At 61.7% G+C, this 24,530-nt stretch carries 21 protein-coding genes; 11 read left to right on the top strand and 10 right to left on the bottom strand.

The genetic code is table 11. From position 1 onward, the window contains the following. Positions 1 to 69: 69 nt before the first annotated feature. Together J3D60_RS02910 and gloB are read right to left on the bottom strand one after the other, a co-directional pair. The gene (locus tag J3D60_RS02910) at positions 70 to 1,485 is read right to left on the bottom strand and encodes a lytic transglycosylase domain-containing protein (protein ID WP_027606497.1); all 1,416 of its coding nucleotides are present in this window, start codon (positions 1,483 to 1,485) and stop codon (positions 70 to 72) included. 98 nt (positions 1,486 to 1,583) lie between these two features. Beyond that, positions 1,584 to 2,351: a hydroxyacylglutathione hydrolase gene (gene gloB / locus J3D60_RS02915; RefSeq protein ID WP_253489551.1), complete on the bottom strand. Its 768-nt coding sequence runs from the start codon at positions 2,349 to 2,351 to the stop codon at positions 1,584 to 1,586. A gap of 65 nt (positions 2,352 to 2,416) precedes the next feature. Between gloB and J3D60_RS02920 the strand changes: the two genes are divergently transcribed. From J3D60_RS02920 to J3D60_RS02940, 5 genes are all read left to right on the top strand, one after another. Next, positions 2,417 to 3,175, top strand: a complete 759-nt coding sequence (locus tag J3D60_RS02920; protein ID WP_053134936.1) for a class I SAM-dependent methyltransferase — start codon at positions 2,417 to 2,419, stop codon at positions 3,173 to 3,175. A gap of 44 nt (positions 3,176 to 3,219) precedes the next feature. After that, positions 3,220 to 3,672 (top strand): ribonuclease HI, encoded by a 453-nt coding sequence (rnhA, locus tag J3D60_RS02925; RefSeq protein WP_003173571.1) that lies wholly within the window; start codon positions 3,220 to 3,222, stop codon positions 3,670 to 3,672. Between the two features lie 82 nt (positions 3,673 to 3,754). Beyond that, positions 3,755 to 4,495 carry a DNA polymerase III subunit epsilon gene (gene dnaQ, locus J3D60_RS02930; protein WP_168166845.1) on the top strand — a complete coding sequence of 247 codons (741 nt, stop codon included), beginning with the start codon at positions 3,755 to 3,757 and terminating at the stop codon, positions 4,493 to 4,495. Positions 4,496 to 4,697: 202 nt separating this feature from the next. Continuing rightward, positions 4,698 to 6,953, top strand: coding sequence for an Orn/Lys/Arg decarboxylase N-terminal domain-containing protein (locus J3D60_RS02935; protein WP_065941204.1), 2,256 nt, complete (start codon positions 4,698 to 4,700; stop codon positions 6,951 to 6,953). A 20-nt stretch (positions 6,954 to 6,973) separates the two neighbouring features. Next, a complete protein-coding gene (locus tag J3D60_RS02940) occupies positions 6,974 to 7,543 on the top strand; it encodes a GNAT family N-acetyltransferase (RefSeq protein WP_253493942.1) in 570 nt (189 codons plus the stop codon). Here J3D60_RS02940 and J3D60_RS02945 read toward each other — a convergent pair. Then, the gene (locus J3D60_RS02945) at positions 7,540 to 8,433 is read right to left on the bottom strand and encodes a LysR substrate-binding domain-containing protein (RefSeq protein WP_065941206.1); all 894 of its coding nucleotides are present in this window, start codon (positions 8,431 to 8,433) and stop codon (positions 7,540 to 7,542) included. The genes J3D60_RS02940 and J3D60_RS02945 overlap by 4 nt on opposite strands. Before the next feature lie 181 nt (positions 8,434 to 8,614). Between J3D60_RS02945 and J3D60_RS02950 the strand changes: the two genes are divergently transcribed. Continuing rightward, positions 8,615 to 8,959, top strand: a complete 345-nt coding sequence (locus J3D60_RS02950) for a hypothetical protein (RefSeq protein ID WP_253489554.1) — start codon at positions 8,615 to 8,617, stop codon at positions 8,957 to 8,959. A gap of 63 nt (positions 8,960 to 9,022) precedes the next feature. Here the strand turns inward: J3D60_RS02950 and J3D60_RS02955 are convergent, their stop codons facing one another. Further along, the gene (locus J3D60_RS02955) at positions 9,023 to 9,259 is read right to left on the bottom strand and encodes a hypothetical protein (RefSeq protein ID WP_065927911.1); all 237 of its coding nucleotides are present in this window, start codon (positions 9,257 to 9,259) and stop codon (positions 9,023 to 9,025) included. 226 nt (positions 9,260 to 9,485) lie between these two features. Between J3D60_RS02955 and J3D60_RS02960 the strand changes: the two genes are divergently transcribed. Continuing rightward, entirely contained in the window at positions 9,486 to 10,043 is a 558-nt protein-coding gene (locus J3D60_RS02960; protein ID WP_092488663.1) for an NADPH-dependent FMN reductase, read from the top strand. Between the two features lie 187 nt (positions 10,044 to 10,230). On the opposite strand, the gene poxB is transcribed toward J3D60_RS02960, so the two are convergent. Both poxB and J3D60_RS02970 read right to left on the bottom strand, forming a co-directional pair. After that, on the bottom strand, positions 10,231 to 11,955 hold the full coding sequence (gene poxB / locus J3D60_RS02965; protein WP_253489557.1) for a ubiquinone-dependent pyruvate dehydrogenase: 1,725 nt from the start codon (positions 11,953 to 11,955) through the stop codon (positions 10,231 to 10,233). A gap of 77 nt (positions 11,956 to 12,032) precedes the next feature. Then, positions 12,033 to 13,265, bottom strand: a complete 1,233-nt coding sequence (locus tag J3D60_RS02970) for an NADH:flavin oxidoreductase/NADH oxidase family protein (RefSeq protein WP_253489559.1) — start codon at positions 13,263 to 13,265, stop codon at positions 12,033 to 12,035. Between the two features lie 71 nt (positions 13,266 to 13,336). Between J3D60_RS02970 and J3D60_RS02975 the strand changes: the two genes are divergently transcribed. Next, entirely contained in the window at positions 13,337 to 13,741 is a 405-nt protein-coding gene (locus J3D60_RS02975; RefSeq protein ID WP_027606485.1) for a MerR family transcriptional regulator, read from the top strand. Between the two features lie 40 nt (positions 13,742 to 13,781). Here J3D60_RS02975 and J3D60_RS02980 read toward each other — a convergent pair whose 3' ends face one another. Next, positions 13,782 to 14,276: a DUF934 domain-containing protein gene (locus J3D60_RS02980; protein WP_003235539.1), complete on the bottom strand. Its 495-nt coding sequence runs from the start codon at positions 14,274 to 14,276 to the stop codon at positions 13,782 to 13,784. Beyond that, positions 14,260 to 15,918, bottom strand: coding sequence for a nitrite/sulfite reductase (locus J3D60_RS02985; RefSeq protein WP_065941211.1), 1,659 nt, complete (start codon positions 15,916 to 15,918; stop codon positions 14,260 to 14,262). The genes J3D60_RS02980 and J3D60_RS02985 overlap by 17 nt, the downstream gene beginning before the upstream one ends. 422 nt (positions 15,919 to 16,340) lie before the next feature. On the opposite strand from J3D60_RS02985, the gene J3D60_RS02990 reads away from it, so the two are divergent. Next, on the top strand, positions 16,341 to 17,408 hold the full coding sequence (locus J3D60_RS02990) for an ABC transporter substrate-binding protein (protein WP_253489561.1): 1,068 nt from the start codon (positions 16,341 to 16,343) through the stop codon (positions 17,406 to 17,408). On the opposite strand, the gene J3D60_RS02995 is transcribed toward J3D60_RS02990, so the two are convergent. Both J3D60_RS02995 and metH read right to left on the bottom strand, forming a co-directional pair. Beyond that, positions 17,405 to 17,623: a DUF2970 domain-containing protein gene (locus J3D60_RS02995; RefSeq protein WP_027606482.1), complete on the bottom strand. Its 219-nt coding sequence runs from the start codon at positions 17,621 to 17,623 to the stop codon at positions 17,405 to 17,407. The genes J3D60_RS02990 and J3D60_RS02995 overlap by 4 nt on opposite strands. Positions 17,624 to 17,675: 52 nt before the next feature. Beyond that, a complete protein-coding gene (gene metH / locus J3D60_RS03000) occupies positions 17,676 to 21,386 on the bottom strand; it encodes a methionine synthase (RefSeq protein WP_253489572.1) in 3,711 nt (1,236 codons plus the stop codon). 165 nt (positions 21,387 to 21,551) lie between these two features. On the opposite strand from metH, the gene J3D60_RS03005 reads away from it, so the two are divergent. Continuing rightward, positions 21,552 to 23,843 (top strand): fatty acid cis/trans isomerase, encoded by a 2,292-nt coding sequence (locus J3D60_RS03005; RefSeq protein WP_253489575.1) that lies wholly within the window; start codon positions 21,552 to 21,554, stop codon positions 23,841 to 23,843. Positions 23,844 to 23,936: 93 nt separating this feature from the next. Next, positions 23,937 to 24,521 carry a Fe-S biogenesis protein NfuA gene (gene nfuA / locus J3D60_RS03010; protein ID WP_027606479.1) on the top strand — a complete coding sequence of 195 codons (585 nt, stop codon included), beginning with the start codon at positions 23,937 to 23,939 and terminating at the stop codon, positions 24,519 to 24,521. Positions 24,522 to 24,530: the final 9 nt, after the last annotated feature.

The following is a 24,530-nucleotide window of genomic DNA, read 5'->3' on the forward strand; positions in this document are numbered from 1 at the left end:
TCGGGATGATGTAGAACCAATGTGGGAGCAAGCCCCCTCCCACATTGGTTCTCCGGGGTTCTTGAAACCTTAGCGCGGCCCGGAAACCACCAGCATCTGCCCCGGCTTCAGCGCCTGGCCAGTACGGGGGTTCCAACGCTTGAGATGTTGCATCTCGACGTTGAAGCGCTTGGCGACGATGTACAGCGAGTCGCCTTTCTTGACCTTGTACTGCACCGGCTTCTTGCTGTCGGCCTTGGCCACCAGCTTGCGGGTGTCCTGCATCACCAGGGTCTGGCCGACCTTGAGGGCCTGGCCGTTGAGTTTGTTCCAGCGCTGCAGGTCATGTACATCGACCTTGTTCGCCTTGGCGATCAGCGTGAGGTTGTCGCCACTGCGCACCTTGTAGCTGCGGGTGCGGCCGGCCACCCGGGCGGTCTCGACTTCGTCGAACACCTGCTTTTTCGGGCGCATCGCCAGCAATTCTTCCGGCTTCATCGTCGAAAGGGTGCTGGTGAGCAATTGTGCCTTGGAACTCGGCACCAGCAGGTGCTGCGGGCCATCCAGGGTGGTGCGTTGCTTGAGCGCCGGGTTGAGCTGGAACAGTTCGTCTTCATCGATCTCGGCCAGCGCGGCAACCCGCGACAGGTCCATGCTTTGCTTGACCTCGACCACCTCGAAGTACGGCGTATTGGCAATCGGGTTCAGGTTGACGCCATAGGCCTCGGGGGCCAGCACCACCTGGGACAGCGCCAGGAACTTGGGCACATAGTCCTTGGTTTCCTGGGGCAGGGGCAGGTTCCAGTAGTCGGTGGGCAGGCCGAGCTTCTCGTTGCGCTCGATGGCCCGGCTCACCGTGCCTTCGCCGGCGTTATAGGCGGCCAGGGCCAGCAGCCAGTCGCCGTTGAACATGTCGTGCAGACGGGTCAGGTAGTCCAGGGCGGCGGTGGTGGAGGCTGTGATGTCGCGGCGGCCGTCGTAGGCGCGGGTCTGGCGCAGGTTGAAGTAGCGCCCGGTGGAGGGGATGAACTGCCACAGGCCGACGGCATCGCTGCGCGAATACGCCATCGGGTTGTAGGCACTTTCGATCACCGGCAGCAGCGCCAGCTCCAGGGGCATGTTGCGTTCTTCAAGGCGTTCGACGATGTAATGAATGTAGAGGCTGCCGCGTTCACCGGCGTTCTCCAGGAAGGACGGGTTGCTGGCGAACCACAGGCGCTGTTGCTCGATGCGCGGGTTGACGCCCACGTTGTCCTGCAATTGAAAGCCCCGGCGCATGCGTTCCCACACGTCCTGGGGCACTTCTGGAGCAGGTTTCTCTGAAAGCCAGATGACGGGTTTCTGTTTGATCTTGGCGGCAAGGTTGGGCTTGGGTTGCACGGTGGATTGTGCGGCGAAATTTGTCGATTGGCAGCCCGCCAGCGTGGCGGACACAGCCACCGCCACAGCTTGAGCCAGGCGGGTCAATGCGTCTGAATGGTTGGCTTTACGAATAGATGACGACATTGGCTGGAAGTAAGTTCCGGGCAAAAATGTCGGGCGATTCTAGAAAGCACTTTGGTTCCGGTCAACCATTCAGAAATTACGTATCAGATTGCATCCCTTTAGAACTTATCTTTCCACGCCCTCAAGCTAGCAAATACCTCGGCCCCAGAGCGGTTGTCACGACCATTCCGTTCGTCCGCTTTTTGTTTAACGGATGTTTCAGAGGTACGCAGGAAGGGGTTGGTACGCTTTTCCAGGGCCAGGTTGGAAGGCAGCGTCATCTCGCCGCGGGCCCGCAGCTGCCGGACGTTTTCCACCCGTTCGGAGATGTCGGCATTCTGCGGTTCCACCGCCTGGGCAAACTTGAGGTTACTTTGTGTGTATTCGTGGGTGCAGTACACCAGGGTATCGGCGGGCAGGGCGGCCAGGCGCTCGAGGGAGGTGTGCATCTGTTCCGGCGTGCCTTCGAACAGGCGGCCACAACCGGCGGCGAACAGGGTGTCGCCACAGAACAGCACGCCCTGGTGGTAGAAGGCGATATGGCCTAGGGTGTGGCCGGGCACGGCATAGACATCGAAATCCCGGCCCAGCACGCTGATGCGGTCGTTATCCTGCAGGGCGATGTCCCGCGCCGGGATCGTCTCGTTGGCCGGGCCGTACACCTTGGCGTCGGTCACCCGCTTGAGTTGCTCGACACCACCGACATGATCGTGGTGATGGTGGGTAATCAGGATGTCGCTGAGGGTCCACGTCGGGTTTTGCTCGAGCCAGGCCAGTACCGGCGCGGCATCGCCGGGATCGACCACGGCACAACGTTGGGTCTGCGGGTCCTGCAGCAACCAGATGTAGTTATCGGTGAAGGCGGGCAGGGCACTGATCTGTATCATTCTTCGATTCGCCAAGCTGAACACATTGGTGCATCTTAGAACGTCTAGGCGAGTTGGAGAATGCAATGACTGATAAAGCGTTCGCCCAGGCCGATCCTGAGTGGCTGGCCCTGATCGGCGCAGCCCGTGAATGGCTGTCCGGGCCCATCGGGCAATTTCTGCTGGATGAAGAACGGCGCATGCTCGAAGACGAGCTGGGCCGTTTCTTTGGCGGCTACCTGGTGCATTACGGCCCGTCGGCCCAGACCCCGCCCGCGGCGCCCCAGGTGCAACGCAATGTGCGCCTGGGCGCGCCGTTGCCGGGGGTGGAGATTGTCTGCGAAGAACAGGCCTGGCCATTGAGCGAGCACGCCGCCGATGTGGTGGTGTTGCAGCATGGCCTGGATTTTTGCCTGTCGCCCCACGGTCTGCTACGTGAAGCGGCGAGCAGCGTGCGCCCTGGTGGTCATTTGCTGATTATCGGCATCAACCCTTGGAGCAGTTGGGGCCTGCGCCATGTGTTCGCCCATGATGGCCTGCGCCAGGCGCGCTGCATCTCGCCATCACGGGTCGGGGACTGGCTCAACCTGCTGGGCTTCGCGCTGGAGAAACGCCGCTTCGGGTGCTATCGTCCGCCGCTTGCCTCGGCCAAGTGGCAAGGTCGCCTGGCCGGTTGGGAACGCCGCGCAGGGGCCTGGCAACTGTCGGGTGGCGGCTTCTATTTATTGGTGGCGCGCAAGATCGTGGTCGGGCTGCGGCCGGTGCGCCAGGTGTTGCGCCAGCCCATGGGCAAACTGGTGCCGATGCCGATGGCCAAGGTCAACCGCAAGCAAAGCGAACCGTAGAACTTTTTTGATTTCAGACCTGCCCGTTTTGATGGATGTAACCGATGACCGATAGCGTAGAACTCTTCACCGATGGCGCCTGCAAGGGCAACCCCGGCCCCGGCGGCTGGGGCGCCTTGCTGGTGTGCAAGGGCGTAGAGAAGGAGTTGTGGGGCGGCGAAGCCAACACCACCAACAACCGCATGGAGCTGATGGGCGCCATTCGCGGCCTGGAAGAACTCAAGCGCCGCTGCAACGTGCTGCTGGTCACCGACTCGCAATACGTGATGAAAGGCATCAACGAGTGGATGGTCAACTGGAAGAAGCGCGGCTGGAAGACCGCGGCCAAGGAGCCGGTCAAGAATGCCGACCTGTGGCAATTGCTCGATGAGCAATGCAACCGCCATGACATCACCTGGAAATGGGTGCGCGGGCACATCGGCCATCCGGGTAACGAGCGCGCCGACCAGCTTGCCAATAGAGGTGTGGACGAAGTGCGGGGCTACAAGCAGAGCTGATGCTGGCTGACGTGTTAACATCGCGCTCCTTGACTCACACCACACTGCACACCACACCGTTGAGAGCTGAACCCTGATGGCGATCCGATCTGTTGTACTCGATACCGAAACCACCGGCATGCCGGTGACCGACGGCCACCGGATCATTGAAATCGGCTGTGTCGAACTCATGGGTCGGCGCCTCACCGGTCGTCACTTCCACGTCTACCTGCAACCGGACCGCGACAGTGACGAAGGCGCCATCGGCGTCCACGGCATCACCGACGAGTTCCTCAAGGGCAAGCCGCGTTTCGCCGAAGTGGCCGATGAGTTCTTCGAATTCATCAACGGCGCCCAGTTGATCATCCATAACGCGGCGTTCGACGTCGGCTTCATCAATAACGAGTTTGCCCTGATGGGGCAGATGGATCGCGCGGACATTTCCCGGCACTGCTCGATCCTCGACACCCTGATGATGGCCCGTGAGCGTCACCCGGGCCAGCGCAACAGCCTCGATGCCTTGTGCAAGCGTTATGGCGTCGACAACTCCGGCCGTGAACTCCACGGTGCCTTGCTCGACTCCGAGATTCTCGCCGACGTTTACCTGACCATGACCGGCGGGCAGACCAGCCTGTCCCTGGCCGGCAACGCCTCCGACGGCAGTGGCTCGGCGGAAGGTTCGGGCAACCGCCCTTCGGAAATCCGCCGCCTGCCGGCCGATCGCAAGCCCACCACCATCATTCGCGCCAGCGAGCAGGATCTGGCCGAGCATGCGGCGCGGTTGGAGGCGATTGCCAAGTCGGCGGGTGCGCCGGCGTTGTGGACCCAGCTAACACAACAATAGCCCTGCGTAGGTATGATCAAAATGTGGGAGGGGGCTACACCCTGATGGCGGTGTATCAGCCAATCAAATATGAGCTGGCATACCGTCATCGGGAGCAAGCCCCCTCCCAGGGTTGACCTCCATTGCTTTCAGAATCTTCATTCGCGTCATCGTCCCCGAGCTTCTACCCTTGAGTGCATAGCCCTCAGGACTACACGCCCTCATGTACAAAGACCTGAAGTTCCCCGTGCTTATCGTGCACCGCGACATCAAGGCCGACACCGTTGCCGGTGACCGGGTTCGGGGCATCGCCCGGGAGTTGGAACAAGAGGGCTTCAGTATCTTTTCCGCCGTGGACTACGCCGAAGGCCGGCTGGTGGCGTCGACCCATCACGGCCTGGCGTGCATGCTGATCGCGGCCGAAGGCGCCGGTGAGAATACCCACCTGCTGCAAAACATGGTCGAGCTGATCCGCCTGGCGCGCCTGCGAGCGCCGAACCTGCCGATCTTTGCCCTGGGCGAGCAGGTCACCCTGGAAAACGCCCCGGCCGATGCCATGAGCGAACTCAACCAGTTGCGCGGCATTCTCTACCTGTTCGAAGACACCGTACCGTTTCTCGCCCGCCAGGTGGCCCGTGCTGCCCGCACTTACCTGGATGGCCTGTTGCCGCCCTTTTTCAAGGCGCTGGTGCAACACACCGCCGACTCCAACTATTCCTGGCACACCCCCGGACACGGCGGTGGCGTGGCCTATCGCAAAAGTCCGGTGGGGCAGGCGTTTCATCAGTTCTTCGGGGAGAACACCCTGCGCTCGGACTTGTCGGTCTCGGTGCCCGAACTGGGCTCGCTGCTGGATCACACCGGGCCCCTGGCCGAAGCCGAAGCCCGCGCCGCGCGCAACTTCGGCGCCGACCATACCTTTTTCGTGATCAACGGCACGTCCACCGCCAACAAGATCGTCTGGCACTCCATGGTCGGGCGCGATGACCTGGTGCTGGTGGACCGCAACTGCCACAAGTCGGTGTTGCATTCCATCATCATGACCGGTGCCATCCCGCTGTACCTGTGCCCGGAGCGCAACGAACTGGGCATCATCGGTCCGATTCCCCTGAGCGAGTTCAGCCCGGAATCGATCCGCGCCAAGATCGACGCCAGCCCCTTGACCCGCGGCCGGCCCCCCAAGGTGAAGCTGGCCGTGGTCACCAACTCCACCTACGACGGGCTGTGCTACAACGCCGAGCTGATCAAGCAGCAATTGGGCAACAGTGTCGAGGTGCTGCACTTCGATGAAGCCTGGTACGCCTACGCGGCGTTCCACGAGTTCTTTGCCGGGCGCTACGGCATGGGCACCTCCCGTACCCCGGACAGCCCGCTGGTGTTCACCACCCACTCCACCCACAAGTTGCTGGCGGCGTTCAGCCAGGCCTCGATGATCCATGTGCAGGATGGCGGCGCGCGCCAACTGGACCGCGACCGTTTCAATGAAGCCTTCATGATGCACATCTCCACGTCGCCGCAGTACAGCATCATCGCCTCCCTGGACGTCGCCTCGGCGATGATGGAAGGCCCGGCCGGGCGCTCGCTGCTGCAGGAAATGTTCGACGAGGCCCTGAGTTTTCGCCGGGCCCTGGCCAACCTGCGCCAGCATATTGCCGCCGAAGATTGGTGGTTCTCCATCTGGCAGCCGCCGTCGGTGGCGGGCATCGACCGCGTCGCCACCGCGGATTGGCTGTTGCAGCCGCAGGATGACTGGCACGGCTTTGGTGACGTGGTCGAAGACTACGTGCTGCTGGACCCGATCAAAGTGACCCTGGTCATGCCCGGTCTCACCGCCGGCGGTGCCTTGAGCGATTGCGGGATTCCCGCCGCGGTGGTCAGCAAATTCCTCTGGGAGCGTGGGCTGGTGGTGGAAAAGACCGGGCTGTATTCGTTCCTCGTGTTGTTTTCCATGGGCATTACCAAGGGCAAATGGAGTACCTTGCTCACCGAGTTGCTGGAGTTCAAGCGCAGTTACGACGGGAATGTCAGCCTCGCCAGTTGTTTGCCATCGGTGTTTGCCCAGGGCCCGGCGCGTTATCAAGGCTTGGGTTTGCGCGACTTGTGCGACCAATTGCACAGCTGCTACCGCAGCAACGCCACCGCCAGGCACCTCAAGCGCATGTACACGGTGTTGCCGGAAATCGCGATGAAACCCGCCGACGCCTACGACCAATTGGTAAGGGGAGAGGTAGAGGCCGTGTCCATTGATGCCTTGCCAGGACGCATTGCAGCCGTGATGCTGGTGCCTTATCCACCGGGCATTCCGTTGATCATGCCGGGCGAGCGCTTTACCGAGTCGACCCGGTCGATCATTGACTACCTGGCGTTTGCCCGGACGTTCGATAGCAGTTTTCCCGGTTTTGTTGCCGATGTTCACGGGTTACAACACGAAGACGACGGCAGTGGTCGTTGTTACACCGTCGATTGCATCAAGGGTTAAGGATGTTTATGCAAGCTGTAATGAACCCGAAGTATCCAGGGCTCAGTGTGCGGGTCGCCGACGAGGGCTTCGACGCCTACGTGTGGGGCAATGATTTCAGCTTTGAGGTCAGTGCCTATGGCGTGCCGGAGATGGACAGGCGGGTCGATCAATGGCCCGTGGAGCGCATCGTGCCGTACCGCAAGTGCTATGGCATCGACCCGGAAGAATTCGCCAGTTTTCGCGATGCGCCGGACAGTGCGATCTTCATGGCCTACCTGGATGATCGTGCGGTCGGGCATATCGTGGTCAGCACCAACTGGAACGGCTTTGCCCACGTTGACGAGCTGGCGGTGGCCTTGCCTGCCCGGCGGCATGGGGTGGCCAAGGCGCTGCTGGATGTGGCGCAGTTCTGGAGCCGCAAGAAAAACCTGCCGGGCATGATGCTGGAAACCCAGAACAACAACCTGGGCGCCTGCCGACTGTATGAGCGTTGCGGCTACGTGATGGGCGGGATCGACCACCTGCGCTATCGCGGCATCGACCCGCAAACCCGTGAAGTGGCGATTTTCTGGTATCGGTTGTTCAAGACCGACGCCGAGCGGCGTTAACTTTCCAGCAGGCCCTGGGCCTTTTGCGTGACGATCTCCAGTAACGCATTCAGCGCAGGCGAGGTCACGCCATCCTTGAGTGTCAGCGCATACAGGCTGACCAGGATCGGCGGCGACACCGGGCATGTATCCAGGCCCGCCTCGCGTGCGCCAAAGGCGGTGAACGGGTCGACAATCGCCAGGCCTTCTCCGGCTTCCACCATGCTGCGCATCATCTGGTAGGTCTGCACCCGCGTCTGCACCACCGGCAGCGGGCGCAAGGCTTGCAGCTTGGCGTCCAGCAGGCGGCTGAGCGGGTCGTGTCCTTCGAGCCCGATCATCGCTTGCCCGGCCAGGTCCGGCAGCGCAATGTACTTCTGCTTGGGCTTGAGCCAGCCGTGGGGCGCCAGCAATTGCAATTTGCCTTGGGCCAGCACCGTGCTGTGGATTTGTGGGTGTTCCGGGTCATGCAGGCTCAGGCCCACCTCGGCCTCGTGCAGCAACAGGCTGCGCACGATTTCCCGGGTTGGCTGGCTCGACAGGTTGCACGGCGTGTCCTGGAAGCGCCGGCGCAGCAGCGCGATGCTCTGGGGCAGCAGTTGATTGGCCAGGGGCGGCGTGCACAAGGCGCGCAGGGTGGGGGCGTGATGGTGTTTCAAGCGGCTGGCCAGGCGTTGCACCGGTTCCAGGGCTTCGTACACATGGGCGATTTCTGCCTGCAACTCCAGGGTTTCCCGTGTCGCCTGCAAACGCCCGCGCACACTGGCAAACAGCATGAAGCCCAATTGCCGCTCGGCCTCCTTGAGGGCCGCGTCTACATCGCCCACAGGAAGTTGCAACCATTCGGCGGCGGTGCCGAGGTGTCCGGTCTGCAGGATGGCCTGAATCACTTCGATATGACGTAAACGCATGGCCGGAGTCTATGTGCAGCGCCGTGGGGATTCAATGGTGCATGCCGTCGTGCGCAAAAAAGACGGTGTGGGTCGTGTACATCGCTGGCGTTCAGCCAGGACCTCACTAGAATGGCGAGTCTGATCATCAACGACCAATGCCGGTTACCGGCACATACAACAAAAACAGGTCTGGTCTCATATGTCTCTCCCCTCGACAGTTTTCGGGGTAACGGTCAAGCAACTGCTGGTCCTGGTGACCGTAGGGTGCGTGGCTGCTTATCTCTTCAGCAATCACGAAGAATCAGCCCCGGAAAACCTCACGCTTGAGGCATTTATCCGTGCCCAGGAGCAAGTCGCCGCGCAGGTCGGCACGGTGCTGGGCATGACGCAGGTCAAGCAGGTGGTGGCGTATCCGGGGTACAACTCGCCGGGCTACAGGCGGGTGATGTACGCGGTGGAAGGCGAGCGGGGCCGGTTGATGGTGACGCTCAAGCAAGTGGACGGTGAGTCGGGGCTTGAAGTGACGGAGATTCGCCGCCCGTGACCGCCCGGCCCAGTCGATGCCGTCAACGGCCGGGACTGAGCAGGTACGCCTGGGCGATCAAGCTTATGAGGCGAGGACGGTCTGCGATTCGCGGACGATAATGGTCCCCGACTGAATCAGCTTGAACTCATCGCCTTCGAGTTTTTCTACCCGGTCGCCAATGGCCAGCTTGTAGGTGGTGGTGGGTGCCGAGCCAGCCAGGTCGCCTTGCGCCGGGTTGGATTCCTGGAACTCATGCACCGAATACACGCGTCCTTCTGCGTCTCTGGCATGAAACTGTCCGACTAGTACTGCTGCCATCTGTTTAGAACCTCTGGAGATAAACACTCAATTCGCGGTGCTGTAGACCGTCATAAAGAGGGGGAGTTTACCTATTGAAAAAAAATACTATTCGCTGACATTTTCAGACGGTTCCTACGCATCAAATCGCGGGCCAAACGTCTGGAGGATTATCAAAACCTTCTGGTGAACGCACTGCGAAGCCTTTATAACTACAAGCTCCCTTAGTCAGACGTCGAGAAACCCAATGAGCAAGGTCTACACGATTGCCGTCCTGGTTGGCAGCCTGAGAAAAGACTCGATCAACCGCAAGGTCGCCCTGGCACTGGCCGAACTGGCCCCCGCCAACCTGAAGTTGAACATTGTGGAAATTGGCGATTTGCCGCTCTACAACGAGGACATCGACGGGGCATCACCGCCCGCAGCCTACAGTACTTTCCGTCAGCAGGTACGTTCATCCGACGCGGTGTTGTTTGTGACGCCGGAGTACAACCGCTCCGTCCCCGCGCCGTTGAAGAATGCGATTGACGTCGGCTCCCGTCCGTATGGCCAAAGCGCCTGGAGCGGCAAGCCGGGGGCGATCATCAGCGTATCGCCGGGCGCCGTTGGCGGTTTTGGCGCCAACCACCATTTGCGTCAGTCCCTGGTGTTCCTCGATGTGCCATGCATGCAGCAGCCGGAAGCCTACCTGGGCGGAGCGGGCAGCGTGTTCGACGACGCCGGCAAGGTGTCGGAAAAGACCAGGCCGTTCCTGCAGGCATTTATTGATGCCTACGGCAAATGGGTAGAAAAGCAGACAGCTTGAATCGGCTCTCGCCGTTCAGTTAAGGCTTTTGTAGGAGCGAGCTTGCTCGCGAAAAACTCACAGGCGCCGCGTTCATTCAGGAAGCACGCGTTATCGTTGACGTTTTTCGCGAGCAAGCTCGCTCCTACAGGAGGCGATGTTCGCTTAACTGACTGGTATTAGGGCAAGCCCCTCCCACAGTATTGGATCAGCGCAACCAGTTAGTCCGCGCCAATTCGATCACTTCATCCCCACGCCCACTCATCACCGCCTTGAGCATATACAGGCTGAAGCCCTTGGCCTGTTCCAGCTTGATGCTCGGCGGCATCACCAGTTCCTGGGTGGCCGTCACCACATCCACCAGCACTGGGCCATCATGGGCCAGGGCGCGGCGCAGGGCCGGTTCCAGGTCTTCGGATTGCTCCACGCGAATGCCGAGGATGCCCATGGCGTTGGACATGGCGGCGAAGTCCGGGTTTTTCAGCTCGGTGCCGGCATCCAGGTAGCCCGCGGCCTTCATTTCCATGGCGACAAAGCCCAGGGACGAGTTATCGAACACGATGACTTTGACGGGCAGGTTCAACTGCGCCAGTGAAATGAAATCCCCCATCAGCATGGCAAACCCGCCGTCGCCGGACATCGAGATCACCTGGCGCCCAGGAAAGGCCGCCTGCGCACCGATCGCCTGGGGCATGGCATTGGCCATGGAGCCGTGGTTGAACGAGCCGATCAGGCGGCGCTTGCCATTCATCTTCAGGTAGCGCGCCGCCCACACCGTCGGCGAGCCCACGTCGGCGGTGAAGATTGCATCGTCGTCCGCCAGTTCGCTGAGCAGGCGCGCCACGTATTGCGGGTGGATCGGCCGGTTGGCCTTTGACGGTTGCGCCAGGTCGTCCAGGCCTTGGCGGGCTTTTTCGTAGTGCTTCAGTGAGGTCTCGAGGAAGCTGCGGTCGGTCTTGCGGGTCAGGCGTGGCAGCAAGGCGCCGATGGTCTCGCTCACATCGGCAGCGATGCCCAGGTCCAGCGTGGCGCGACGGCCGAGCGCCTGCGGGTTGCGGTCAACCTGGATGATCTTGGCATCGGTAGGGTAGAACTGGCGGTACGGAAAGTCCGTGCCGAGCATGATCAGCGTGTCGCAGTCGAGCATGGCGTGGTAGCCGGAGCTGAAGCCGATCAGGCCGGTCATGCCCACGTCGAATGGGTTGTCCCATTCCACATGCTCCTTGCCGCGCAGGGCGTGCACCACCGGCGCACCCAGCGTGTCGGCCAGGGCCACCACTTGATCGTGGGCACCGGCGCAGCCACTGCCGCACAGCAGGGTGACTCTTTCGCTGCTTTCAAGGATCTCGGTCAGGCGCTGCAGGTCCTGTTCCGCCGGCAGGGTACGCGGTGCGTGCAGGGCCGGCCAGGGCTTGAGCTTGTCTTCCACTTCCAGCAACGATACGTCCCCCGGAATCACCACCACCGCCACGCCGCGGTTGAGGATCGCCGAACGCATGGCACGGTGCAGCACGTGCGGCATCTGTTCGGGGTTAGTGACCAGCTCGATAAAGTGGCTGCACTCCTTGAACAGTTCCTGGGGATGGGTCTCCTGGAAGTAGTTCAGGCCGATCTCGGAGGAGGGGATTTGTGCTGCGATCGCCAGCACCGGCACATGGTTGCGATGGCAATCGAACAGGCCATTGATCAAGTGCAGGTTGCCCGGCCCGCAGCTGCCGGCGCATACCGTCAGTTCACCCGTGGCCGCCGCTTCGGCACCAGCGGCGAAGGCGGCGACTTCTTCGTGGCGCACGTGCATCCACTCGATGCTGTCCATGGTACGCAGGGCGTCGGTGAGGCCGTTGAGGCTGTCGCCGGTCAGGCCCCAGATACGCTTGATGCCCGCCTGTTCAAGGGTGGTCGCCAATTGCTGGGCCAGGTTGATTTTCGCCATGAAGAACTCCAATCGTCAGTGAGGTTAAAAGCTGCTGATCAATAGGGGACAGTTCGATCACGGCGAATGCTCCGCTTTTAATGTGAAGATTGCGTCATGGTTGCGCGGTATTGCCGGGTGCGCCGGGCGATAAACCATTGGTCACACGCCAGCGCCAGCCATGGCACGACATTGGGTTTAGGCAGGCGACCGCGACTCAGGCGGCGCATCTGGTCCCGCACCACGGCCAGGGTGGCGAGGGCGGCCAAGGGTTTGCGTTTCCAACTGATCGGCTTGAGTTGCGGGTTGAGGTCGCGACCCTCGTGCCAGTGCTTGATCAGTTGCGGTTCCAGGGTCAGGGCGGTAGCGATGCCGGCCATGGCGATGCCGCTGTCCAGCACTTGTTGCACGATGGGCAGGCGACGAATGCCGCCGGTGACCATCAGCGGCATCTTGGCGATGGTCGCCAGTTCCTTGGCAAACTCCAGGAAATACGCTTCGCGGGCCAGGGTACGGCCGTCCCGTGCTTCGCCTTGCATGGCCGGGGCTTCGTAGCTGCCGCCGGATAATTCCAGCAGGTCGATGGGCAGCGGGTTGAGCATCTCGACCACGGCGCGCGCGTCGTTGGCGTCGAAGCCGCCGCGCTGGAAGTCGGCCGAATTGAGTTTTACCGCCACACAGAATGAAGGACTGACGCTGGCACGCACGGCGTGGATCACTTCCAGCAGCAGGCGTGCGCGGTTTTCCAGGGGGCCGCCCCAGCGGTCAGTGCGTTGGTTGCTGAGTGGGGAGAGAAACTGGCTGAGCAGGTAGCCGTGCGCGCCGTGGATCTGCACCCCGGTGAACCCGGCTTTCTCGGCCAGGCGTGCGCTGGTGGCGAAGCGTTTGATCACGTCTTGAATGTCGTCTTCGGTCATGGCCCTGGGCTTGGCGAACATCTTCGAAAAGCTGCCGAGGTCCAATGCAATCGCGGAGGGCGCCAGGGCCTGCTGGCCGAGGTTGGCCATGGTCTGGCGCCCCGGATGGCTGAGCTGTACCCAAAAGTGCACGCCCTTGTCGCGGGCCACGGCGGCCCACTCGCGAAAGCTGTCCAGGTGCTGTTCGTCTTCGAGGGCAACGCCGCCGGGGCCGGTCATGGCGCGGCGGTCGATCATCACATTGCCGGTCAGCAGCAGGCCGGGCTCGCCGTCCGCCCAGGTCTTGTACAACTGCTTCAATTCGCGGGAGGGCGCCTGTTGCGCATCCGCCATGTTTTCTTCCATCGCCGCCTTGGCGATACGGTTGCCGAGGACTTGGCCATTGGGCAGTTGCAAGGGTTCAAAGGGTGACATGGGTTGACTCCTGAGCAGGGGAGGCCTCAGGCTAAGCTTAAAGTTAACTTTAATGTCAAGCAGGCGTTTTGATGAATATTGGAGAGCTGGCAAAACAGAGCGGGCTGGCGGCGTCGCGTATCCGCTTCTATGAAGCAGAAGGGTTGATCAGCCAGGTGGGGCGCCAGGCCAATGGCTATCGCCGTTATGCACCGGAGGCCTTGCAGACGCTGCGCTTGATTCAGAGCGCGCAGCAGGCCGGTTTCACCTTGCAGGAACTCAAGGCGCTGATGCCGGCCCCCGGCGAGCACAAGCGCGCCGAGCTGATCGAGGCGCTCGAGCGCAAGGTCGAGCAGATTGAAGCGATGCAGGCGCAACTGGCGCACAGCAAGGCGCAGTTAGTCGGGGTGATCGACGCGGTACGCGCGCAACCGGAAGGTGTGCCGTGTTCGATGGGGCAGAAGCAGGTGCTGGCGTCGATCAAGCTCAACTCATAAAAAAGCCCTGGCATGCCAGGGCTTTTTCATTTGTGCAGACTCAGCGACGACGGAACAGCGGCAGCGGTTCATCCGTTGCAGCCTGGTACGTCACCGAGAAGTCCTTGAGGCTTTCCAGTGCTTCGTACGGATCTTTGTCGGCGCGCAAGGCGAAGGCATCGAACCCGCAACGGCGCAGGTAGAACAACTGGTCGCGCAGCACGTCGCCAATGGCCCGCAGCTCGCCTTTGTAACCGTAGCGGTCACGCAGCAGGCGTGCGTTGGAATAGTTGCGACCGTCGGTGAAGGCCGGGAAGTTCAGGGCGATGACCTGGAAGTGCTCCACGTCAGCGCCGATCTCTTCGGCTTCTTCATCGGCGTCTAGCCATACACCCAGGCCGCCGTCGCGCGCCTTGAGGGCGTGGCCATGTTCGCGCCACAGCGCCAGCGGCACGATCAGGTCGTCGCAGTTGGAGATGCCGTCGAAGCTCGCGTCCTTGGGCAGCAGGTGCCAGGTTTCGTCGAGGACTTCGTTGTTCTTAATGATTCGCTGCATAGACGCGCTCCTTGAACAGGTCAATGCCGATGCGCTGGTAGGTGTCGATGAAACGCTCATCTTCGGTGCGCTGTTCGATGTACACGTCGATCAGCTTGCCGATCACCTCGGGCATGGCTTCCTGGGCGAAGGACGGGCCGAGGATCTTGCCCAGGCTCGCATCGCGGCTGGCGCTGCCACCCAGGGACACTTGGTAGAATTCTTCGCCTTTCTTGTCCACGCCCAGGATGCCGATGTGGCCGACATGGTGGTGACCACAGGCGTTCATGCAACCGGAGATGTTCAGGTCCAGCTCGCCGATGTCGAACAGGTAGTCCAGGTCGTCGAAACGGCGCTGGATCGATTCGGCGATCGGGATCGACTTGGCGTTCGCCAGGGAGCAGAAGTCGCCGCCCGGGCAGCAGATGATGTCGGTCAACAGGCCGATGTTCGGCGTGGCGAAACCGCCTTCGCGCAGTTCGCCCCACAGGGTGAACAGTTGGCTCTGCTCAACGTCCGCGAGGATGATGTTCTGCTCGTGGGAGGTGCGCAGTTGGCCGAAGCTGTAGCGCTCGGCCAGGTCGGCGACGGCGTCCAGCTGCTTGTCGGTGATATCGCCCGGTGCAACACCGGTCGGTTTCAGCGAGAGGGTCACGGCCACATAGCCCGGCTTTTTGTGCGCCAGGGTGTTGCGGGTGCGCCAGCGCGCAAAGCCCGGGTGCTGCTGGTCGAGCGCTGCGAGCTCGGCATCCTGATTGCTCAGGGCCTTGTACTCAGGATCGACGAAGTGCTTGGCCACACGGTGCACTTCGGCGTCGGTCAGGGTGGTCTGGCCGCCGCGCAGGTGCTCCATCTCGGCGTCGACTTTCTGGGCGAACACCTCAGGGGTCAGCGCCTTGACGAGGATCTTGATCCGCGCCTTGTATTTGTTGTCACGACGGCCGTAGCGGTTGTAGACCCGCAGGATGGCGTCGAGGTAGCTCAACAGGTCCTGCCACGGCAGGAACTCGTTGATGAACGCACCGACCACCGGGGTACGGCCCAGGCCGCCACCCACCAGGACACGGAAACCCAGCTCGCCGGCCGCGTTGTACACCGGCTCCAGGCCGATATCGTGTACTTCGATGGCGGCACGGTCCGAGGTCGAGCCATTGATGGCGATCTTGAACTTGCGCGGCAGGTAGGCGAATTCGGGATGGAAGGTGGTCCACTGGCGGACGATTTCACACCACGGGCGTGGGTCGATCAGCTCGTCGGCGGCAACCCCGGCGAATTGGTCGGTGGTCACGTTGCGCAGGCAGTTACCGCTGGTCTGAATGGCGTGCATCTGCACGGTGGCCAGTTCAGCCAGGATGTCCGGCACATCTTCCAGGGCCGGCCAGTTGAACTGCACGTTCTGGCGGGTACTGATGTGGGCATAGCCTTTGTCGAAGTCGCGGGCAATCTTGGCCATCATGCGGGTCTGGCGCGAAGTCAGTTGGCCATACGGCACGGCCACCCGCAGCATCGGCGCAAAGCGCTGAACATAAAGGCCATTTTGCAGGCGCAGAGGGCGGAACTCTTCTTCGCTCAGTTCACCTGCTAGGTAGCGTCGGGTCTGATCACGGAACTGCTTGACGCGGTCCTCGATGATGCGCTGATCGTATTCGTCGTATACGTACATATAGGTCCTGTTCTCGGCAAATCTGCGCGCACGGCCGCGCACTCCCAACGGAGCCGGCGCACGATACCAGTTTGCGTTTATGCGCAAAAGTGATGTTTGAGTATATGCACATAACCAAAATGACTAATGAGAAGGGTTATCGTGATACCCACATTTGTCATGCGGGCAATCGTGAACTTTACTGTGAGCGTGTTTGAGTGCAATCACCTATAAAACCGACAAGAGGCGATGCAATGAGCAATCCGACCAAAGCCCGTAAACCTGACAGTACCGTTGATGCCTGGGCCATTCTGTTCCTGATCATTCTGGTGGTGGGAACGGCCGTTTTCTGGGTCAGCCACCAATAAAGGACGTTGATTGAGCCTCGATTGGTTAAGGCATTGCCACTATCATGGCGGCCTATTTTCGAGGCTCAAGCATCCATGTTGAAGGTGTTGATTACGTGTGTCTGGTTGCTGGGATCGACGTGTGGGGCGATGGCTCATGCAACGTCGGTGGTGTTTCTCAACCCGGGCATGTCGACGGAAACCTTCTGGGTCAGCTATGCGCAATTCATGCAGGCCGCCGCCAAGGACCTCGGCCTGGACTTGCGCGTGCGTTATGGCGAGCGTGATGCCGGCAACACGCTGGCCCAGGCGCGTGAGGTGCTGCAAGGCAGCCAGCGGCCTGATTACCTGGTGCTGGTGAATGAGCAGTACGTTGCACCGCAGATCCTGCGCATGGCCGAGGGCAGTGGCGTCAAGCTGCTGCTGGTGAACAGCGCGCTGACCTCCGATCAGGTGCAATTGCTGGGAACCCGCCGTGGCATCCGTTTGATCGGCAGCCTGGTGGCTGACGATGAACAGGCTGGTTACCTGATGCTCCGTGACCTGTTGCGCCAGCACGGTCCGGTTGCGCCGGGAGAGCCCCTCGACCTGTTGGCGTTTTCCGGCACCAAGTCCACCCCGGGGGCGCAATTGCGTGAGCGCGGCATGCGTCGCGCGCTGGCCGAGCATCCCGAGGTGCGCCTGCGTCAGTTGGTCTACGGCGAATGGAACCGCGAACGCGCCTTCGAACAAGCGACGCAACTGTTCAAGCGCTACCCGCAGACGGCGCTGGTGTGGTCGGCCAACGATCAGATGGCGCTGGGCGCCATGCAGGCGCTGGAGGGCAGTGGGCGGTTACCGGGCAGGGACGTGCTGTTCAGCGCGCTCAACAGCTCGCCGGAGATCCTGCAGGCACGCCTGGATGGACGCTTGTCGTCCCTGGTCGCCGGGCATTTCACCGTAGGCGGCTGGGCCATGGTGTTGGTCCATGACGATGCCAAGGGCCTGGACATTGGCGCCTATGGTGGACGCGACCGGCAGTTGGCGTTGTTCCAATTGATCGATGCCGGCCAGGCGCGGCGCTTGCTGGGGCCGACACCGTCGGTGAATTTTCGCGCGTTGTCCGCCCAGGACAAGCCCGTGTCCTATCGTTACCCGTTCAGCCTGCATCTGCTGCTGCGCTAGACGCCGGCCAGGTGCAGCACCAGCTTGACGATGCCGAACAGCGTCAAGGCGAATACTGCTGTGAACAGAATGCCCAGGATCACGAAATGGCTGGGCTTGCCGTGGGTGAAGTCGCGGGCGCGATTCTTGCCGCTCTGCACGCCAAACGCAGCGGCCATGACGCTGTGGAGCATCTGCCAGAAGGTCGGCGGCTTGTTGTTGACTGGATCGTCCATACATCCCTCGACACAAGGTGTGTGAGGGACAGCATAGACAATCCAGGCCGGCTTAGTTGTCGTAGCCCAGGTTTGGCGCCAGCCAGCGCTCGGTCACGGCCAGGTCCTGGCCCTTGCGCGCGGTGTAGCTGGTCACCTGGTCCTTGTCGACCTTGCCCACGGCAAAGTACTGCGCCTGCGGGTGGGCGAAGTACCAGCCGCTGACCGCCGCCGCCGGGAACATCGCGTAGTGCTCGGTGAGGAACACGCCGCTGCGCCCAGCGTGCATTTCGCGGGCCTCGGGGTCGAGCAGTTGGAACAACTGGGCTTTCTCGGTGTGGTCCGGGCACGCCGGGTAACCGGGGGCAGGGCGGATGCCGCTGTACTGCTCCTTGATCAGCGCCTCGTTGTCCAGTTGCTCGTCCTTGGCGTAGCCCCAGTGTTCCTTGCGCACCTGCTGGTGCAGCCACTCGGCACAGGCCTCAGCCAGGCGGTCGGCCAGGGCCTTGACCATGATCGAGTTGTAGTCGTCGCCCGCGTCCTGGTAAGCCTTGGCCACGTCTTCGGCACCGATGCCGGCGGTGGTGATGAAGCCACCGATGTAGTCGGTCACGCCGCTGTCCTTGGGCGCGACGAAGTCGGCCAGGGAGAAGTTCGGCTTGCCGTCGGTCTTGATGATCTGCTGGCGCAGGTGGTGCAGCCTGGCAATCGGCTGGCCGTCTTCGCCGTAGACTTCCAGGTCATCGTCCTGCACCTGGTTGGTCGGCCAGAAACCGAACACCGCACGGGCGCTGATGAGTTTTTCGTCGATCAGTTTCCTGAGCATTTCCTGGGCGTCGGCGTACAGCGCGGTGGCGGCTTCACCCACCACTTCATCGGTCAGGATGCGCGGGAACTTGCCGGCCAGGTCCCAGGAGATAAAGAACGGGGTCCAGTCGATGTACTCGGCCAGGACGTTGAGGTCGATATTGTCCAACACCCTTGAGCCGGTGAAGGTTGGCTTGACCGGCGTGTAGGTGCTCCAGTCGAACTGCGGCTTCTTGGCGATGGCCGCCGGGTAGCTCAGGCGTTCGGTGCGCGCGCTGCGGTTGGAGGTGCGTTCACGCACGTCGATGTATTCCAGGCGGGTCTTCTCGACGAAGCCGGCCTTCAATTCCTTGGACAGCAGCTGCGTGGCCACGCCCACCGCACGGGAGGCGTCGGTGACGTAGATCACTGCATCGTTGCTGTACTTGGGCTCGATCTTCACCGCCGTGTGCGCCTTGGAGGTGGTCGCACCGCCGATCATCAGCGGCAGGTGGAAATCCTGGCGCTGCATCTCGCGGGCCACATGCACCATCTCGTCCAGGGACGGCGTGATCAGGCCGGACAGCCCGATAATGTCGCACTTCTGCTCCTTGGCCACTTGCAGGATCTTCTCGGCCGGCACCATCACGCCGAGGTCGACGATGTCATAGCCGTTGCAACCAAGCACCACGCCGACGATGTTCTTGCCGATGTCATGCACGTCGCCCTTCACCGTGGCCATCAGGATCTTGCCCTTGGCTTCCGGCTTGTCGCCTTTTTCCAGCTCGATGAACGGGATCAAGTGGGCCACGGCCTGCTTCATCACGCGGGCGGATTTCACCACCTGGGGCAGGAACATTTTGCCGGCGCCGAACAGGTCGCCAACGATGTTCATGCCGGACATCAGTGGGCCTTCGATCACCTCGATAGGGCGGGCGAACGACAGCCGCGATTCTTCGGTGTCTTCGACGATATGGGTGGTGATGCCCTTGACCAGCGCGTGTTCCAGGCGCTTGTTGACCGGCCAGCCGCGCCACTCTTCGGTTTCGGCTTCTTTTACGCTGCCGTCGCCCTTGTACTTGTCGGCGATGGCGAGGAGGGCGTCGGTGCCTTCCGGGGTGCGGTTGAGCACCACGTCTTCCACGGCATCGCGCAGCTCGGCCGGGATCTGGTCGTAGATCTCCAGCTGGCCGGCGTTGACGATGCCCATGGTCAGGCCGTTGCGGATCGCATACAGCAGGAACACCGAGTGGATCGCCTCCCGCACCGGGTTGTTGCCGCGGAACGAGAACGACACGTTGGACACGCCACCGGAGGTCAGCGCATACGGCAGCTCGTCGCGGATATAGGCGCAGGCGTTGATGAAATCGACAGCGTAGTTGTTGTGCTCTTCGATGCCGGTGGCGACCGCGAAGATGTTCGGGTCGAAGATGATGTCTTCGGGTGGGAAGCCGACTTCATCCACCAGGATGTCGTAGGAGCGCTTGCAGATTTCCTTCTTGCGCGCTTCGGTGTCGGCCTGGCCGGCCTCGTCGAAGGCCATCACCACCACGGCGGCGCCGTAGCGTTTGCACAGCTTGGCGTGGTGAATGAACTGCTCGACGCCTTCCTTCATGCTGATGGAGTTGACGATGCCCTTGCCCTGGATGCACTTGAGGCCGGCTTCGATCACTTCCCACTTGGAGGAGTCGATCATGATCGGTACGCGGGAGATGTCCGGCTCGCCGGCAATCAGATTGAGGAAGGTCACCATGGCCTTCTTCGAATCGAGCATGCCCTCGTCCATGTTGATGTCGATCACCTGGGCGCCGGCTTCCACCTGTTGCAGGGCGACTTCCAGGGCTTCGGTGTAGTTGTCCTCGCGGATCAGGCGGGCGAAACGCGCAGAACCGGTGATATTGGTGCGCTCGCCGACGTTGACGAACAACGAGCTGCGATCAATGGTGAACGGCTCCAGGCCCGACAGGCGACAGGCCTTGGGGATGTCCGGGATAGTACGCGGCGCGTAGCCGGCCACGGCCTTGGCGATGGCTTCGATATGGCCCGGGGTGGTGCCGCAGCAACCGCCGACGATATTGAGGAAGCCGCTCTGGGCGAATTCTTCGATGACCTTGGCGGTTTCCGACGGCAGTTCGTCGTACTCGCCGAATTCATTGGGCAGCCCGGCGTTGGGGTGCGCGGACACATGGGTATTGGCTTTGTTGGACAGCTCTTCCAGGTACGGGCGCAGCTCGCTGGCGCCGAGGGCGCAGTTCAGGCCCACGGAAATCGGCTTGGCGTGAGCCACCGAGTTCCAGAAGGCTTCGGTGGTCTGGCCCGACAGCGTGCGGCCGGAGGCGTCGGTGATGGTGCCGGAGATCATGATCGGCAATTCGATACCAAGCGTTTCGAACACACCCTGCACGGCGAAGATCGCGGCCTTGGCGTTGAGGGTGTCGAAGATGGTCTCGATCAGGATCAGGTCGGCACCGCCCTCGATCAGGCCTTGGGTGGCCTCGGTGTAGTTCTCCACCAGTTCATCGAAGGTGACGTTGCGGTAGCCGGGGTTGTTCACATCGGGCGACAGCGAGCAGGTGCGGCTGGTCGGGCCGAGGACGCCGGCGACGAAACGCGGCTTGGCCGGGTTCTCGGCGGTCTTGGCATCGGCGATCCTGCGTGCCAGGCGTGCGCCTTCGACGTTCAGTTCATAGGCCAGTTCTTCCATGCCGTAGTCGGCCATTGAGATGCGGGTGGCGTTGAAGGTGTTGGTTTCGAGGATGTCGGCACCGGCATCCAGGTAGGCCTTCTCGATCCCGCCGATCACGTCCGGGCGGGTGAGCACCAGCAGGTCGTTGTTGCCCTTGACGTCGCTCGGCCAGTCGGCGAAGCGTTTGCCGCGGTAGTCGTGTTCTTCCAGTTTATAGCTCTGGATCATCGTGCCCATGCCGCCGTCGAGGATCAGGATGCGTTCCTTGAGGGCGTGGTGAAGGGCTTGCAGACGAGCGCTACGATCGGACATGGGACTACTCTGGTCAGGCATTACGGAGGGCGTGGATCATAACAAACCTGTGCGGATTTGCGGCATGTCCGGGTTTTGCATGAATATCGCTCATGTTGAGCGGGGGCATGGCCCGGTAGAATCACCGCCACTTTAAACCGCACGCATTGAATCGGGACCGGATACATGTCACTTCGTCTTATCGTCAGCGCCGTCCTGGCATTGATAGCCAGCAGCGCTCTGGCAGAAGGTCCCGCTCCGGCGATCTCGTATACCCGCGACATCCAGCCGATCTTCACCGAGAAGTGCGTGGCCTGCCATGCGTGCTATGACTCCGCGTGCCAGCTCAACCTGGGCAGCGCCGAGGGTGCGGCGCGCGGTGCGACCAAAGTGCCGGTCTACGACGGCGAGCGCAGCCAGGCCACACCCACCACGCGCTTGTTCTATGACGCCTTCGGCAAGCAGGCCTGGCAGCAGAAGGGCTTTTATTCGGTACTCGACGCCCAGGGCAGCCAGGCCGCGTTGATGGCGCGCATGCTGGAGCTGGGGCATACCGCAGCCCTGAAGCCCAATGCCAGGTTGCCTGAAGAGATCGTATTGGGCCTGAACCGCGAAAACATGTGCGCCACCCCGGGCGAGTTCAACGCCTATGCCGGTGCCCATCCCAAGGAAGGCATGCCGTTGGCGGTCACCGGCCTGAGTGACCAGCAGTACCAGACCCTGCAACGCTGGCTGGCCTCCGGTGCACCGATTGACCAGCAAGGCGTGGCCCCCAGTGCTCGGGAAGCCGCGCAAGTGCTGCAATGGGAAAACCTGCTCAACGCCCCCGGCGCGCGGGAAAGCCTGGTGGCCCGCTGGTTGTTCGAGCACCTGTTCATTGCGCATCTGTATTTCGAAGACGGTGAGCCTGGGCATTTCTTCCAGTGGGTGCGCTCGCGTACCCCCAGCGGCCAGCCGATTGACCTGATCAATAGCCGCCGCCCCAATGACGATCCCGGCACCCGCGTGTACTACCGCCTGTGGCCCGTGGAAGGGGTGATCGTCCACAAGACCCACATCACCTACCCCCTCAGCGCGGAAAAAATGGCGCGGGTCAAATCCCTGTTCTACAGCGGCGACTGGCAGGTCAGTGCCTTGCCCGGCTACGGTCCCGGCCGGCGGGCCAACCCTTTCGAGACGTTCGAGGCGATTCCGGCCCAGGCGCGTTACCAGTTCATGCTGGATAACGCCGAATACTTTGTGCGCACGTTTATTCGCGGGCCGGTGTGTCGCGGGCAAATTGCCACGGACGTGATCCGCGACAATTTCTGGGCGTTGTTCCAGGCGCCCGACCACGACCTGTACATCACCGATGCTCGCTATCGCGGCCAGGCCACGCCGTTGCTGGCGATGCCAGGGCAGAATGATGACGTGGGCAGTGTGCTCAGCCTGTGGCTCGAATACCGCGATAAGCGCAACCAGTACGAAGCCCTGCGGCGAGACAGCTATGCCGAGTTGCCGGCACCCAGTTGGTCGACCCTGTGGGCCGGCAACGACAATGCCCTGTTAAGCATCTTCCGTCACTTCGACAGCGCCTCGGTGAATAAGGGCCTGATCGGTGAAGTCCCGCAGACACTGTGGTTGTTCGACTATCCGTTGCTCGAACGCACCTACTACCAACTGGTGGTCAATTTCGATGTGTTCGGCAACGTATCGCACCAGGCCCAGACCCGGCTGTACTTCGACCTGATCCGCAACGGTGCCGAGCAGAACTTCCTGCGTCTGATGCCGGCCAATAGCCGCGATGCGTTTATGGATGATTGGTACCAGAACAGCGGCAAGATCAAGCTGTGGCTGGATTACGAAGCCATCGACGACGACACGCCTACCGGTTTGCACCTGGATAAAAAGGACCCCAAGCGCGACTTCGCCAACCAGTTGCTTGCCCGCTACGGCGACCTGAATGCCAGCCCGGATCCGATCAACCGTTGCGGGGGCGCGTTTTGTTCGCGCGACGGTATCGACCCGGCGCTGCAGGACGCCGAACAGGCGCTCAGCCGCCTGACTTCACGCCCGGCGGCGGGGCTCAAGGTGATTGACCAGTTACCCGAAGCGACGATGCTGCGCGTCGAAACCGCCAGCGGCAAGCGCGTGGTCTACAGCCTGCTGCGCAATCGCGCTCACAGTAACGTGGCATTTCTGCTGGGTGAGGCTTATCGCTATCAGCCGGGCCTGGACACACTGACCCTTTACCCTGGAGTGCTCAGCAGTTACCCGAACTTCATGTTCAACATCCCTGCCCAGGAAGTGCCCGAATTCGTCGCCGAAATGGAGCGGGCCAAGGACGCCAATCGCTTTGAGAAAATTGTCGACCGCTGGGGCGTGCGCCGCAGCCACCCGTTGTTCTGGCAGTATTTCCACGATTTGTCCCAGTACATCCGCGAGACGACGCCGGTGGAAGAAGGGGTGCTGGATATGAACCGTTATGAAAACCTCTGACAGAGGCCAGTGTCTTTTCCGACAAAATTACTCGGACTTTGTACCTGCGTAATATTTTGGCGTAAACTGCCGTCAAGCCTGTGAGGAGTTTCCATGACTGCCATAACCATTACCGACGCCGCCCACGATTACCTGGCTGACCTGCTGTCCAAGCAGAACACCCCGGGAATCGGCATCCGCGTCTTTATCACCCAGCCTGGCACCCAGTACGCCGAGACGTGCATCGCCTACTGCAAGCCCGGTGAAGAGAAACCTGAAGACACCGCCCTGGGGCTGAAAAGCTTCACCGCGTATATCGACAACTTCAGCGAAGCCTTCCTGGACGATGCCGTGGTCGACTACGCCACCGACCGCATGGGCGGCCAATTGACCATCAAGGCGCCCAACGCCAAGGTGCCTAATGTCAATGCCGACAGCCCGGTCAACGAGCGTATCAACTACTACCTGCAAACCGAGATCAACCCGGGGCTCGCGAGCCACGGCGGTCAGGTCAGCCTGATCGACGTCGTCGATGACGGCATTGCCGTATTGAAGTTCGGTGGCGGCTGCCAGGGCTGCGGCCAGGCAGACGTGACCCTGCGCGAGGGCATCGAGCGGACCTTGCTCGAGCGTATTCCGGAGCTCAAGGGCGTCCGTGATGTGACGGACCACACGCAGAAAGAAAACGCCTACTACTGAGTAAGGTGT

Origin of the sequence: Pseudomonas sp. S3E17 (assembly GCF_024168685.1) — a bacterium.
GTDB lineage: Bacteria > Pseudomonadota > Gammaproteobacteria > Pseudomonadales > Pseudomonadaceae > Aquipseudomonas > Aquipseudomonas marginalis.